Origin of the sequence: Streptomyces chrestomyceticus JCM 4735, from assembly GCF_003865135.1 — a bacterium.
Classification (GTDB): domain Bacteria; phylum Actinomycetota; class Actinomycetes; order Streptomycetales; family Streptomycetaceae; genus Streptomyces; species Streptomyces chrestomyceticus.
In genome coordinates this window covers 5482458-5495793 of the sequence record NZ_BHZC01000001.1, presented here as the reverse complement: position 1 = coordinate 5495793, position 13336 = coordinate 5482458, and the positions used below count along the sequence as shown (strand labels likewise).

14 protein-coding genes are annotated in these 13336 nt (G+C 73.2%); 12 read left to right on the top strand and 2 right to left on the bottom strand.

Annotated elements, in window-relative coordinates:
• The first annotated feature begins 62 nt into the window (after positions 1-62).
• From EJG53_RS23870 to EJG53_RS23860, 3 genes are all read left to right on the top strand, one after another.
• Positions 63-638, top strand: coding sequence for a TetR/AcrR family transcriptional regulator (locus tag EJG53_RS23870; protein WP_125046479.1), 576 nt, complete (start codon positions 63-65; stop codon positions 636-638).
• Between the two features lie 80 nt (positions 639-718).
• Positions 719-1597 carry a MerR family transcriptional regulator gene (locus tag EJG53_RS23865; RefSeq protein ID WP_125046478.1) on the top strand — a complete coding sequence of 293 codons (879 nt, stop codon included), beginning with the start codon at positions 719-721 and terminating at the stop codon, positions 1595-1597.
• On the top strand, positions 1594-1839 hold the full coding sequence (locus tag EJG53_RS23860; protein WP_125046477.1) for a hypothetical protein: 246 nt from the start codon (positions 1594-1596) through the stop codon (positions 1837-1839). Before EJG53_RS23865 ends, EJG53_RS23860 begins: the two co-directional genes overlap by 4 nt.
• On the opposite strand, the gene EJG53_RS23855 is transcribed toward EJG53_RS23860, so the two are convergent.
• Positions 1799-3094, bottom strand: coding sequence for a M20/M25/M40 family metallo-hydrolase (locus EJG53_RS23855; RefSeq protein WP_125046476.1), 1296 nt, complete (start codon positions 3092-3094; stop codon positions 1799-1801). The two genes, EJG53_RS23860 and EJG53_RS23855, sit on opposite strands and share 41 nt — an antisense overlap.
• A 553-nt stretch (positions 3095-3647) precedes the next feature.
• Here EJG53_RS23855 and EJG53_RS23850 point away from each other — a divergent pair.
• The 8 genes from EJG53_RS23850 (at position 3648) to EJG53_RS23815 (ending at position 11469) form a co-directional block, all read left to right on the top strand.
• Positions 3648-4001, top strand: a complete 354-nt coding sequence (locus EJG53_RS23850) for a WXG100 family type VII secretion target (protein ID WP_125046475.1) — start codon at positions 3648-3650, stop codon at positions 3999-4001.
• A 162-nt stretch (positions 4002-4163) separates the two neighbouring features.
• Positions 4164-4502: a hypothetical protein gene (locus EJG53_RS23845; RefSeq protein ID WP_244955297.1), complete on the top strand. Its 339-nt coding sequence runs from the start codon at positions 4164-4166 to the stop codon at positions 4500-4502.
• Positions 4503-4629: 127 nt separating this feature from the next.
• Positions 4630-6249 (top strand): cysteine peptidase family C39 domain-containing protein, encoded by a 1620-nt coding sequence (locus EJG53_RS23840; RefSeq protein WP_125046473.1) that lies wholly within the window; start codon positions 4630-4632, stop codon positions 6247-6249.
• A gap of 8 nt (positions 6250-6257) precedes the next feature.
• A complete protein-coding gene (locus tag EJG53_RS23835; protein WP_125046472.1) occupies positions 6258-7136 on the top strand; it encodes a hypothetical protein in 879 nt (292 codons plus the stop codon).
• A 50-nt stretch (positions 7137-7186) separates the two neighbouring features.
• Positions 7187-8341, top strand: coding sequence for a low temperature requirement protein A (locus EJG53_RS23830; RefSeq protein WP_167515158.1), 1155 nt, complete (start codon positions 7187-7189; stop codon positions 8339-8341).
• A 319-nt stretch (positions 8342-8660) separates the two neighbouring features.
• The gene (locus EJG53_RS23825; RefSeq protein WP_241269157.1) at positions 8661-9431 is read left to right on the top strand and encodes a L,D-transpeptidase family protein; all 771 of its coding nucleotides are present in this window, start codon (positions 8661-8663) and stop codon (positions 9429-9431) included.
• 121 nt (positions 9432-9552) lie between these two features.
• Positions 9553-10791 (top strand): P1 family peptidase, encoded by a 1239-nt coding sequence (locus EJG53_RS23820; protein ID WP_125046470.1) that lies wholly within the window; start codon positions 9553-9555, stop codon positions 10789-10791.
• Between the two features lie 144 nt (positions 10792-10935).
• The gene (locus tag EJG53_RS23815; RefSeq protein WP_125046469.1) at positions 10936-11469 is read left to right on the top strand and encodes a YIP1 family protein; all 534 of its coding nucleotides are present in this window, start codon (positions 10936-10938) and stop codon (positions 11467-11469) included.
• Between the two features lie 48 nt (positions 11470-11517).
• On the opposite strand, the gene EJG53_RS23810 is transcribed toward EJG53_RS23815, so the two are convergent.
• Positions 11518-11784 carry a hypothetical protein gene (locus tag EJG53_RS23810; protein WP_031008742.1) on the bottom strand — a complete coding sequence of 89 codons (267 nt, stop codon included), beginning with the start codon at positions 11782-11784 and terminating at the stop codon, positions 11518-11520.
• A gap of 284 nt (positions 11785-12068) precedes the next feature.
• Between EJG53_RS23810 and EJG53_RS23805 the strand changes: the two genes are divergently transcribed.
• On the top strand, positions 12069-13307 hold the full coding sequence (locus EJG53_RS23805; protein WP_371858718.1) for a CaiB/BaiF CoA transferase family protein: 1239 nt from the start codon (positions 12069-12071) through the stop codon (positions 13305-13307).
• The last annotated feature ends 29 nt before the right edge of the window (positions 13308-13336 follow it).

Here is a 13336-nt window from a genome sequence, read left to right as displayed (position 1 = left end):
CGCCACCCATAGTACTCTAAGCGAAGTGGTGAGGACGTAGTACTACGAACGGAGTGGTGTCAATGGTCCGCAGGAACGACGAGCGGAGGGCCGCTCTGGTCGACGCCGCGATCGAGGTGCTGGCCGCGGAGGGCGCCCGCGGCCTGACCTTCCGCGCGGTGGACACCGAGGCCGCCGTGCCCCCCGGCACCGCCTCCAACTACTTCGCCAACCGCGACGACCTGCTCACCCAGGCGGGCGCCCGGGTCTACGAACGCCTCCAGCCGGACGAGGCGACGATCACGCGGCAGCGGTCGGCCACGCCCGACCGGGAGACGTACGCGATGCTGATGCGGGAGCTGGTCGGCCGGGTCAGCTCGTTCCGTACCGGGTACCTGGCGCTGCTCGAACTGCGCCTCGAAGCCACCCGCCGCCCCGCACTGCGCGCGGTGCTGACCGAGCGCGTCCGTGCCGACGTCGACGCCAACGTGGCCTACCACCAGGAATCCGGCCTGCCCGGCGACGCGACCGCCGTCCGGCTGCTGTACCTGGCCTTCAACTGGCTCATCGTCGAACAGCTCACCCTGCCCGACGTGTTCTCGGAGGCCGAGCGCGAGGAGCTGGTGAACGCCGCGGTCGACCGCATCGTGGCGCCCTGACCGCCCCCGGCCCGCGCCCCGGGTCCCGTCCCGCCGGCCGGACTTGAACCTGACGTCGCGTGATGTTGCACCGTAAAGACATGACCGACGCCACCACCTGGAAGGTCGGCCGGCTCGCCGAGGCGAGCGGGCTGACCGTCCGGACCCTGCACCACTGGGACACCATCGGGCTGCTCAGCCCGTCCCGCCGCACGCCCGGCGGCCACCGCGAGTACACGGAGGACGACGCCGCCCGCCTCTACCAGGTGCTGGCCCTGCGCAGTCTGGGCCTGGACCTGGAGACCATCGCGGTCTGCCTGGACTCGGGCGTCGCTCCGCTGCGCCTCGTACGGGACCACCTGGCGGAAGTCGAGGAGTCCCTGACCGCCCTGGAAGCGCTGCGCGGGCGGCTGCGGCGGCTGGAGGAGTCACTGTCGGCGGGCACGGCACCGGGCACCCCCGACCTGCTGGCGGCGCTGGAGGCGATCGGCCGCACCGGCCCGTCGGCGGACCGCGCCCTGCGCCGCCACCTGGACGCGGACCAGCTCCAGGTACTCGCGGCGCGCGGCGCGGCGCTGGGACCGGCGGCGCACTACCTGCTGCGGGTGGAGTGGCCGGAGCTGTACCGCCGGGCGGAGCGGCTGCGTACGGCCGGGGTGCCGGCTGCCGATCGGCGCGTACGGCGCCTGGTGGCGCGGATGGACGAGCTGGGCGCGCTGTTCAGCGGCGGGGACGCGGGGGTGTCCGCCGGGGTGCGGGAGGCGTGGCGTACGGAGGTGGGGGCGGAGGAGGCGGGGCCGGGCTCTGCTCCAGGGCCAGGGACGGAGCCACGGCGAGAGCCTGGGCCAAGGCAAGAGCCGGAGCCAGGGGCAGCGGCCGACGGCAGCCTCAACGCCTGGGCGGCGCTGGCGGATTACCTCGACGCGGCGCGCGGGGTGCGCTCCACCGGCCCCCGAACGACCACAGGAAACGATTCATGACCCGCCACCCCCGCTCCCCCATCAGCACCCGCACCCGTATCCGCCTCGCCACCGCCTCCGTCCTCCCGACCCTGATCACCGTCCCCCTGTGCGCCGCCCTCGCCGCCGCGGGAGCGCTCCCCTGGGCCGTGCCGCCCGCCGTCGTGGTCGCGTTGGCCGTCCAGGGGTGGATGGCCTACGTACGTCTGGGCGTACGGGAGATCACCGGGCCGGCTCCAGGTGGCTCAGGGCCGCGACGGTGAGCGCCTGGACGCCCATGGTCAGGGTGGGCTGCTTGACCGGGGTGAAGTGCGGCGAGTGGTTGGAGGGGATGTCCTGCGCGAGGCGTCCGGAGGACATCGCGGCGCGGAACTCGTCCGGGTCCCAGCCGCCCAGCCACCAGTAGTAGAGCGGCGCGCCGGCGGCCGTGGCGATCAGTCCGGCGTCCTCGCTGCCGGCGGCCGGTTCGTAGCCGAACAGCCGCTGGGCGCCGAAGTGGTCGGTGAAGGCGGCGTTGACCCGTTCCAGCGTCCGGTCGTCGTTGCGGGTGACCGGGAAGGTGTTCAGCACCTCGGACTCCGGCTCGCGCGGCGCGCCGGACGCGGTGGCCTCGGCCTTGGCGATGCGGTCGATGGCCGCCAGCACCCGGCCGCGCACGTCCTCGTCGAAGGTGCGGACGCTGAGCTGCACCACCGCCTGGTCGGGGATGACGTTGGGGGCGTCCCCGGCCTGGAAGGAGCCCACGGTGACGACGGCGCGGTCCTTGGGCGCGACCTCGCGGGCGACGACGGACTGCAGCCGCTGGACGAAGGCGGCGGCCATCACGATCGGGTCGACGGCAGTCTCGGGCCGGGAGCCGTGGCCGCCGGTCCCGTGGAAGGTGATCTTCAGGCTGTCCGAGGCGGCCATACAGGCGCCGGGGGCGTACGAGATCAGGCCCGCGCCGAGCGGGGCGACGTGCTGGGCGAGCACCACGTCGGGGGTCGGCACCCGCCCCTGCCCGTCGGCGCCGGCACCAGAACCGGCCTCGGCACCGTCCGCCACGGCCCCGAACAGCCCGTCCTCGATCATCGCCCGTGCCCCGTCGCCGACCTCCTCGGCGGGCTGGAAGAGCACGACCAGCGTGCCGGACCAGTGCTCCCGGCCCGCCGCGAGCAGATCGGCGGCGCCCGCCAGGCAGGTGACGTGCACGTCGTGGCCGCAGGCGTGCATGACGCCGGGGACGGCGGAGGCGTACGGCAGGCCGCTGCGCTCGGTGACGGGCAGGGCGTCCATGTCGGCCCGCAGCAGGACGACCGGGCCGGGGCCGTTGCGCAGCACGCCGACCACGCCCGTCCGGCCGATGCCGGTGGTGACCTCGTAGCCGTACGAGGTCAGGCGGCGGGCCGCCTCGGCTGCCGTACGGGACTCCTGGAAGCCGAGTTCGGGGTGCCGGTGGAGGTCTTCGTAGAGGGATTCGAGGTCCGCCATGCGGGCGTCGAGCGGGGCCAGTACGGTGTCACGCGCGCTATCGCTCATATGTAGCATTTGATCATCCATCGGACGCGCGGGCGAGGTCCGGACCGGCCGTGGCGGGCCGGAAAACACCGTCCGGGCCCACCCCGGACCCACCGGCGAAAACCGGCGGCAGCCGACAGCAACCGGCGCACGGCAGACCGCTGCGCGCCCCCTCCTTTCCTGTGCAAATCCTGTACGGACAACGTCCGTTGCCCACGCGAGAGTTCCCGGCCGCGCCACCTTCTTCCGCCTTCTCCCGTCTTCCCACCCCGCCCGCGGATCACCCGCACGGAAACCCCCATGCGGGAATTCCCGGGACCGAAACGCCTGGAACGGTTTATTGGGCGCCCTATCGGGCCGAATGGCCGCCCCGCCACTCTTCGTCCGGCCGAAGTCCGACGGGAATCGGCTATGCTCCTCCGGCACCGAAGTGACCTGGTGAGCAGCGGAATACAGGGACCATGGAAACGGCGTGCGGTACGCGATTCGTCCGCATCCGGGAATTCCGCACGGCACATCAGGCAGTTCGGTACGGGAAGCGCACGCATACACGCACGGGGGACGGTACTCAGGCATGGCCGACGGGTCGGGTTACGCGATCAAGAAATCCGGTACGGAGAGCAGCGCGTCGGAACTGGATTCCGCCGCCGGACAACTCGCCTCCGTACAGAAATCCCTCCCGCAGCAGTCGTGCAGCAGGCCGGAATCGTTCGGCGGCGAGGACGTGGCGCCCGCCTTCGACAACTTCGCCGGCGCCTGGCAGCGCGAAGCCACCGTTCTGCACGACGCCCTCGGTGAGATCGCGAAGAAACTCCGCACCACGACGGCGAACTACGGCGCCGCGGACCATGCCGCCATCTCCGGCCTCCGTCACGCGGCCGCCGCCGCACCGGCGCCCTCCGGCGCGGGCAGCACCCCCTTCGGCTGACCGGCGCCCCCACCCGCCACCACCGAACCAAGCCGCCCCGGCCCGCACCCTTCCGTACCGAGCGGCGCCCCGCCCCGCCACGCCACCAGAACAGGGCAAGCCAGCCATGACCGCATTCCCCCGAAGACCGACGACGACCTGCTGCGCCTCGACATCCCGCCCATGCTCCGCTTCGGCCTGCCCGCCGAAGGCCACGCCCGCCGCGCCCTCTTCAGCGACGGGGCGATCGCCGCCGCCGTGACGCTCGGCCGGCTCGGCGTACTGCCCCGCTCCGTGGCCTACCTCGCCCGGGTCGTCCGCGCGGGCGGCGCCGCGTACGCCGCCGCGCTCGACCTGCCGCTGCCGGGCGAGACACCGGCCCGTACGGCGGGCGCCTGGCTCGCCGCCGCGGCCGGGGTCGGCGGGGGCGTGGACGACGACGAGACGCTCGCCCGCTGGTTCGAGGCGGTGGCCGCGCTGATGGAGCTGCGGCTGACCGCAGGCACCTCCCCGGCACCGTAAGCGCACATAAGCACACGCGAGCACGCATAAGCACCCACTGGCACCACCAGCTCATCACTCAACACCACCAGCTCATCACCACCGACACCACAGCAACAGCAGCACCACGGGGGAAAGGCGGCCCACCATGGCGGGCGAATCCACGACGGCGCGGCGGGCCGAACTCGCCGAGCGGATCAAGGGCATCGACGGTGCCGACAGCAAGAACGACCTGATATCCGAGATCAAGAAGGCGCTCGCCGTACCGGCGCCGTTCGGTGACCCCGGCGCGATCGAGAGCGCCGGCAAGAGCTACCGCGCCGCGGCCGACGCCTGCGCCCACGAGGTGCAGCCCCGTACCCAGAAGGTCGCCCAGGAGACCCTGCCGGACGCCTGGACCGGCACGACCGCGGTCAAGGCGGCGGACGTGGTGGCCGCGGCGGACCGGGCGGCGCAGCAGATGGCGGAGGCGTTCAGCAAGGCGGGCGGTGAGCTGATCCGGCTCGCGGACGCCGTACGGTCCGCCCAGGAGACCGACCGCCGGGGCCGCCCCAGCCTGGAGGAGGCGCTGAGCCTGCTCGGCGGCGAGGACGGGTTCTTCGACGACATGTGGGAGGACGACGGCGAGGAGGACGCCAAGAACCGGGCGAAGAGCCTGGCCCAGACCGGCGTCGGCGACCTCCACAGAGCGGCCGTGACCGCCGACGACGCGGGGCGGGAGGCGGCGCGCGAGCTGAACAAGTACGCCGCGGAGGCCCGTTCGGGCAAGGTGACCGCCCAGGGGCTGACCGCCGCGGACAAGCTGATGCTCGCCGACACCTCCACCGTCGACGAGAACGACCCGTCCCGCGAGCAGAACGAGATCCTCACCAGCAACGATCTCCAGCGCTCCAGCCAGTACCTGAACAAGATGAACGCCGAGGACCGGGCCGAGTTCGAGCGGATGCTCGCCGAGTCCAAGTCGCCCGAGGAACGCGCCTACCTGATGAAGGCGCTCGCCGCCGGCAACGACCTCGACTCCGTACGCGGCTTCCGCGACAAGATCCATCCGCACGGCGACGACGAGGCGTGGCTGGCCGCCCACCTCACACCGGTCGTCACCCAGGGCGACAGCAAGAACGACGAAGGGCTCAACGCCGACGGGTCGAACGTCAACAGGGACACCGCGGCCTTCAACGGCCAGGCGTGGGCCCAGGGCGGCGACGGCCAGGAGGGCACCTGTGTGGCCTCCTCGACCGTCACCGCGCGGGCGATGGTCGACCCGGTCTACGCCCTGGGCCTCACGGGCGGCGAGTCGGGCCAGGAGAACGACCCGAAGGCGTTCCGCGAGCGGCTGGTGGACGAGCAGCACCGGGTGCACGAGGAGGGCGACGGCGGCCACGAGGGCTGGTTCGGCACCGGAGCGCCCAGCGGTATGGACAACGACGGCAAGACCGAGGTCGTCAACAAGGAGATCAGCCCGCACACGGGCGGTGCGTACGAGCTGCGCGAGATCGGCAGCGCGGACGCCCGCCGGGACGCACTGCCGGACATCGAGAAGGCGGTGGCCGAGGGCAAGCCCGTACCGATCGGCGTCGAGGGCTACAAGGACGGCGACCGCAGCGGCCACGCCATGATGATCGTCGGCCAGGAGGGCGACATGCTCCAGGTCTACAACCCGTGGGGGACCACGACCTGGGTCAGCGAGGACGACTTCGTCAACGGCCGGATGCAGAAGGCGTCCGACAACGACCTGCCGGACGCGTACGCCGTGCACGTACCGAAGTGAGCCGCCCGATGCCGAATTTTCCAGGACCCGTTCCCCGGCTGCGCGCCGCCGCCCTGGCCACGGCCGGCGCCGCGCTCGTCGCCCTGACGACCGGCGCGTGCGGCGGCCCGTCGGACTGCTGCGTCAAGGCGCCGACCGCCTCGCCGTCGCCCACCGCACCGGACGGGGTCCGGGCGTTCCCGTCCCAGGCGACGAGCCTGCGGGTGCGGACCGGTACGGACTTCGACATCGTGCTGCGGGCGGGCGGCAGCAGCGGCCCGGGTGCAGGGGTGGCCGAGAACAGCGGCTGGCGGGTGGACGAGCCGAAGATCGAGGGCGCGGCGGTACGGCACCGGACCGGCCTCCCTGCTTCGCACGCCGGCGTACGGGCCGCCTTCCACGCCGTCAGCCCCGGCACCGCGCGCATCGTGCTGACCTCGGCGGACCGCGAGCGCACCATGACGTACCAGGTCACCGTCGGTACGGGCCCGGCCACCGCACCGAGCGCGGCACCGAGCGCGACGCACGGTGGCCTCAACCGGGGGCGCTCGCTGAGCACCGGTTTCGCGGCCGGTTCCGGCGGCGAGGTGACCGTCCGGCGCGGGGAACGCTTCTCGCTCCCGAACGCCTACTCGAACGTTCCGGGCATCACCTGGCGGGTCGTCAGCCGCAGCTCCTCCGGACCCGCTCCGCTGCTGAGCGACGTGCCGCACGTCGAAGGCGACGCGGCGGGCGAGCGCACGGACTGGTACACCTTCTCGGCCGACCGGCCGGGCACCACCGTCGTCGAGCTGTTCGGCTGCTACCGCTGCATGAACGGCGGTGCCGGCACCGGCCCCGGCACCCCGGAATCGGCGGAGAGCCGCGCGTACTCCGAGACCAGAACGGTGAAGATCACCGTGCGCTGACCCCGCGCGTCTCATGGCGATTTTCGGCCAAGCGGACTGTACTGATCACCATGATGGCCCGAATGACAGCCCGCGGCCGCTCCGAGGCGCACCGTGCGGCCACCCCGCTGGAGCTCTTCTTCGACCTGTGCTTCGTCGTGGCGGTCGCCCAGGCCGGGAAGCAGCTCGTCCACGCCCTCGCCGAGGGGCACCCGGGGCACGGCGTCCCCGGCTACCTGATGCTCTTCTTCGCCATCTGGTGGGCCTGGGTCAACTTCTCGTGGTTCTCGTCCGCGTACGACACCGACGACGCGCTGTACCGGGTGGTGACGCTCGTACAGATGGCGGGTGTCCTGATCCTGGCGGCTGGGGTGCCACGCGCGTTCGACGGCGACTTCGCGGTGGTCTGGTTCGGCTATCTGGTGATGCGGCTCGCGCTGGTGGCGCAGTGGCTGCGGGCCGCGCACGGCAGCACCGGCCCCGAGCGGACCACCGCGCTGCGCTACGCCGCCGGGGTGGCGCTGTGTCAGGTCGGCTGGCTGGCCGTCCTACTGTCTCCGGAGGGCGTACGGCCGTGGGTGTTCCTCGCGCTGGCGGTCGCGGAGATGGCGGTGCCCACGGTGGCCGAGCGCGACCACCAGACGGCCTGGCATCCGCACCACATCGCGGAACGGTACGGCCTGTTCGTCATCATCATGCTCGGCGAGACGGTCTCCGCCGCGACGATCGCGGTGCAGTCCGCGGTGGACGAGCAGGAGGAGCTGGGCAATCTGCTGCCCATCGCGGCGGGTGGGCTGCTGCTGATCTTCGCGGCGTACTGGATCTACTTCGCGGTCCCGATCCACCTGCACCTCTCCTCCAACCGCCAGGCGTTCCTCTGGGGTTACGGGCACTACCTGATCTTCGGCTCGGCGGCGGCGATCGGCGCGGGCATCGAGGTGGCGGTGGAGGAGTCGGTCGGCAAGGCGCACCTCTCGCAGTTCGCGGCGTCGGCGTGCGTGACGGTCCCCGGCGCGCTGTTCATGTTCACCGTGTGGCTGATCCATTCCCGCCATCAGAAGCGCGGCCTGGCCCAGCAACTGGTCCTGCCGGTGTCCTCCGTACTGGTCCTGGCCTGCACGTTCGCGGGCCATGCGGCAGTGCTGCTGGCCGGGCTGGTGGCGTCGCTCACGGTCGCGGTGGGGGTGACGCTGACCGCGCGGCAGGGGCAGGCGCTGGGCGACTGACGGAGGGCCCTGGGGCTTGGGTCCTGGGCCCTGAGTCCTGGGGCCTTGACTCTTGGTCCCCACGCGTCAGTACGCTCGTACCGCGCACCAGCAGACGCACGGAACCCGTGATTCCGGCCAAAGGGCCTGTCTCTTTCGGCCATTGACCTCTCCTGACGCATGAACAGCACCAGGACCGGTACGGAGCATTTCCCTGAACGGTGTAGGGTGCAGATTGCCCGATTTATACCTGCGACAGCCCACCGGCCAGAGCCGACGGGCGAGGAGACGCCACGACATGGCTGCCCGCCACGCCCAGCCGGGCGGTACGCGAATAAGGATGACCCGTCGCGGCAAGGCCGTGAGCGGTCTCGCCCTGACCACCCTCGTGGGCACCGCGCTGTGGGCCTGGCCCGCCTCCGGTGACGACCACGACGGCCACCGCACCGACCAGGCCCGCCCGGCCCCGTCGGCACCGGACGCCCCCGCGCACCACGTCACCGGCGGCACCACCGCACCGGCCCCGCGCACGATCCCGGGCCTGAGCGACGCCGCCCGCAAGCAGATCCCCGCCGAGTCCCGGCAGGTCCTGGTCGTCACGGGCCAGGGTCCGGACGCGCACGACTCCTCCGTCGTGCTCTACACCCGCGCCGAGCACTCGGAGGACTGGCGGCCCGGCACCCGCTGGGTGGCGCACAACGCCTCCCGCGGCTGGACCAAGGACCACCACTACGGCGACCTGCGCTCGCCCGAGGGCGTGTTCACGCTCAGCGACGCGGGCGGCAAGCTGGCACCCCCGGAGGGCACCAAGCTGCCGTACGACCGCAACGACAGCTTCGTCGCGCACGGCACCGGCGTCGAAGGGGAGCCGCTGGGCGGCGCCTTCGACTACGTCATCGCCATCGACTACAACCGGGTCAAGGGCTCCTCGCCCCTGGACCAGCGGCGCCCGCAGGGTGCCGCGAAGGGCGGCGGCGTCTGGCTGCACGTCGACCACAACGGGCCCACGCAGGGCTGCATCAGCCTCAAGCCCGAGGTGATGCGGGAGCTGCTGCGCACCCTGGACCCGGCACAGCACCCGGTCGTCGTGATGGGCCCGGCGGGCCACTGACCCCGCCCGCGTCGGACGGGCAGGCCACCGTCAGCGGCCCCGGCGGGGCCCGCCGAAAGCACCACCTAAAGCCCCGCCGCTCCCCGTACCGCCCCGGCTTCACACGTGGTACGCATGTGCCATGGCCGACGACCCTCGGAAGTCGCACGACGAAGCCGCCCCCCGCGTCTCCCTCTCCGCCCCTGAGGAGGCCCCGCAACGCTCCGGCCCCCGTGACGCGTTGACCGACGTCACCGGCCTGCGGGTCGGCCACGCGCAGCTCCTCGGCGACGGGCGGCTGACGGGCACCACCGTCGTCCTGGCGCCCGAGGGCGGTGTGATCGCCGCCGTGGACGTGCGCGGCGGCGGCCCCGGCACCCGGGAGACGGACGCCCTGGACCCGCGCAATCTCGTCCAGCACATCGAGGCCGTCGTCCTGACGGGCGGCAGCGCCTTCGGGCTGGACGCCGCCTCCGGGGCGGTGGCCTGGCTGGCGGAGCAGGGCCGCGGCTACCGCGTCGGCCCGGACCCGGCGCAGGTCGTCCCCGTCGTACCGGCCGCGGCCCTGTTCGACCTGGGGCGCGGCGGCGACTGGTTCGCCCGCCCGGACGCCGCGCTGGGCCGCGCCGCCATCGAGGACGCCGCCACCACGGAGCTGAACGCGCCCGTACGGGAGGGCAACACCGGCGCCGGTACGGGCGCGGTGGCCGGCGGCGTGAAGGGCGGCGTCGGCACCGCGAGCGTGGTCCTGCCGTCGGGCGTCACGGTCGCCGCGCTGGCTGCCGTCAACGCTGCGGGGTCGGTGGTCGATCCGCGTACCGGTGTGCTGTACGGGCGGTACGGGGACGTGTGCGAGGAGTTGGCGCGGTCGGTGCCCGAAGACGGTGCCGGACATCTGACCCCGGGGGCGCTCTCCGGCCTGCCCTCCCCCGGCGCGCACGCCCGCGCACAGCGCCGTCTCGCCGAGGCCCGTACCGCTTCCGAGCGACGTTCGGCCGTCTCCGCGCGCCCGCCCCTGAACACCACCCTCGCCGTCGTCGCGACCGACGCGGTCCTGACCCGTGCCCAGGCCCAGAAGCTGGCGGGCATCGGACACGACGGGCTGGCCCGCGCCGTCCGCCCGGCACACCTGCTCACCGACGGCGACACGGTCTTCGCGCTGGCCACCGGTGACCGGCCGCCGTGGTCCGAAGCCTCCGCCGGCCCGGCGTCCGGGGCGCACGCCGAGACCGCCGCCCTCAACGAGATCCTGGCCGCGGGGGCCGACGTGCTGGCCCGCGCGGTGGTCAAGGGCGTACTGGCGGCGGAGACGGTGGACACTCCGGGCGGCCACTTCCCGTCGTACCGCGACCTCTACCCGTCGTCGTACCCGTCACCGTAACCGCCGCCCTACCCGTCGCAGCCGCCCTCCTGACACCGGTGGTAGAACGGGCCTTATGTCCGTGCCGCCGCCTCCCCCACGCTCGTCCAGCCATCGCCCAAGAAGAAACCGGGCCCGCCGCAGCCGCCGAAGCGGCGCCGGCGGCTGTGGTGGCACCGTCTGTTCCTCGGGCTCTGGTACCGGCCCGTCGAGGTGATGGACGAGGCGCGCGACCGCAGCGCCTGGAGTGCGGCCGTCCTGCTGTGCCTGATCAGCGGCGCCCTCGGCATCGTGTCGGTGGACGCCTTCCGCAAGCAGTGGGCGATGGACCAGCGCGAGGCCCTGGAGCTGGCGGCCGTCGCGGAGGCGGGCGTCCTGCTCGCCAGTCTCGCGCTGGGCGTGGTCACCCACGCCATAGCGCGCACGATCGGCGGGAACGGCAGGTTCGAGCCGACGGTCAGCCTGTTCGTCGTGCTGTTCTGGGTCACCGACCTGCCGCGGCTGGTGCTGGCCACCTGGCTGCCGCACGGCTCGACGCTCGTGCAGGCGGTGGCCTGGACGACCTGGGGCTTCGGCTATCTGCTGGCCATCCTGCTCATCCGGGGCCAGCACCATCTGTCCACCGTCAAGGCGGCGGTGGCGGTGGCGGTGCAGATGCTGACGTCGCTGGCGCTGCTGAAGCTGGGGCCGGTGCGCTGAGGCCGGGTCCGGGGTGCTGAAGCCCGGCCCGGCGCCGCACGGCTCGGCTCAGTGCCGCTCGTTGCCGTCCAGTTGCCGTACGAGTCCGGCGAACGCCTCGCGCTCGGCGGCGCTCAACTCCACGCGCTCGGACGGCGGCCCGGCCGGGCCGGTCTGCCGCGGGACCGCGCGCAGCAGCGGTCTGGTGCCGTTCCCGGCCGGGGAGCCGAAACGGTGCCGGCGCACGAGCCGGGCCTGGCTCACGGCCCACCCCACGGTGACGGTGAGCAGGATGGCCAGGCCGATCTGCTGGAGGAGCGGAACGGAGGGGAGCATGCGGTCCTCCAGGTCGGGTGCGCGACGGTGCGGTTCCGGGCCCGTGCGGGCCCCGGCGGGCGGACTTCAGTAGTAGACACCATGTCAGGGACTTCCGTCAGGGGATTCAACGGACTTACACCCCACACGTGACGTAACTCCCACACTGTTCGCACACTTCCGCACGTCCCGCCCGGCCTCCCCACGCTTCACCCACACCGCCGCACGCCGACGCCCCCTTCCCCTCCCCCAAGATCGTCCACGAGCATGTGGCACACCGCCCTCCCGATACGAGGAGTACGCACGTGCCGCAGCCGACCGCGCCCCGCACCGCCCAGGAGGCGCCCGCCGCCCCGACAGCCCTGGCCTGCACCGCCCCCAAGGCCCTGGAAGGCGTCCTCGTAGCCGACTTCAGCCGTGTCCTGGCCGGCCCGCTGGCCGCCGCCACACTGGCCGACCTGGGTGCCGACGTGGTCAAGGTGGAGCGGCCCGGCTCCGGCGACGACACCCGCTCCTGGGGGCCGCCGTTCTCCGCCGACGGCACGGCCGCGTACTTCGACGCCGCCAACCGCTCCAAGCGCGGCCTCACCCTGGACCTTTCCGACCCCGGCGACGCGGCGGCCGCCCGGGAACTGGCCCGCCGGGCCGACGTACTGATCGAGAACTTCCGGCCCGGCGCGCTCGCCCGCTACGGGCTGGACCCGGCGGCCACCCTCGCCGCCCACCCGGGCCTGGTGCACTGCTCGATCACCGGGTTCGGCTCCGGCGAGGGCGCCCGCCTTCCGGGCTACGACTTCGTCGTGCAGGCCGTCGGCGGCCTGATGAGCATCACCGGCGAACCCGGCGGCCCACCCCTGAAGGCGGGCGTCGCGCTCGTCGACGTGCTGACCGCGAAGGACGCCACCACCGCCGTCCTGGCCGCGCTGCGCCACCGCGACCGTACGGGGCAGGGCCAGCACGTCGAGGTCAACTTGCTGTCGACGCTACTCGGTTCGCTGGTCAACCAGGCGACCGGGCACCTGGCCACCGGCCGCGACCCGGGCCCGATGGGCAACCGGCACCCGAGCATCGCCCCGTACGAGACGCTGGCCTGCCGGGACGGCGAGCCGCTGGCCGTCGCGGTCGGCAACGACCGGCAGTTCCGGGCGCTGGCGCAGGCGCTCGGCGCGCCCGGCCTCGCCGACGACGAGCGGTTCGCGCGCAATCAGGACCGGGTGCGGCACCGCGTCGAACTGGTCGGGGAACTGGAGAAGCGGCTGGCGGCGGAGACGCCCGCGGTCTGGACCGAGCGGCTGACCGCCGCGTCCGTGCCGTGCGGGCCGGTCAACTCCGTCGGCGAGGCCCTGTCGCTGGCCGAACGGCTCGGCCTGGACCCGGTCGTGCCGGTCGGCGCCGGCCGGACCCCGCAGGTGCGCAGCCCGCTGCGGCTGTCCGCCACGCCGGTCGTCGCCCCGCACGCCCCGCCCGCCCTGGACGAGCACGGCGACCCCCTGCGCGCCTGGCTGTCCGGCCCGGACGACACACCCCTGCCACCTCTTGTGTGACGTTCATCACAACCGTTTGGGGAGTGCAA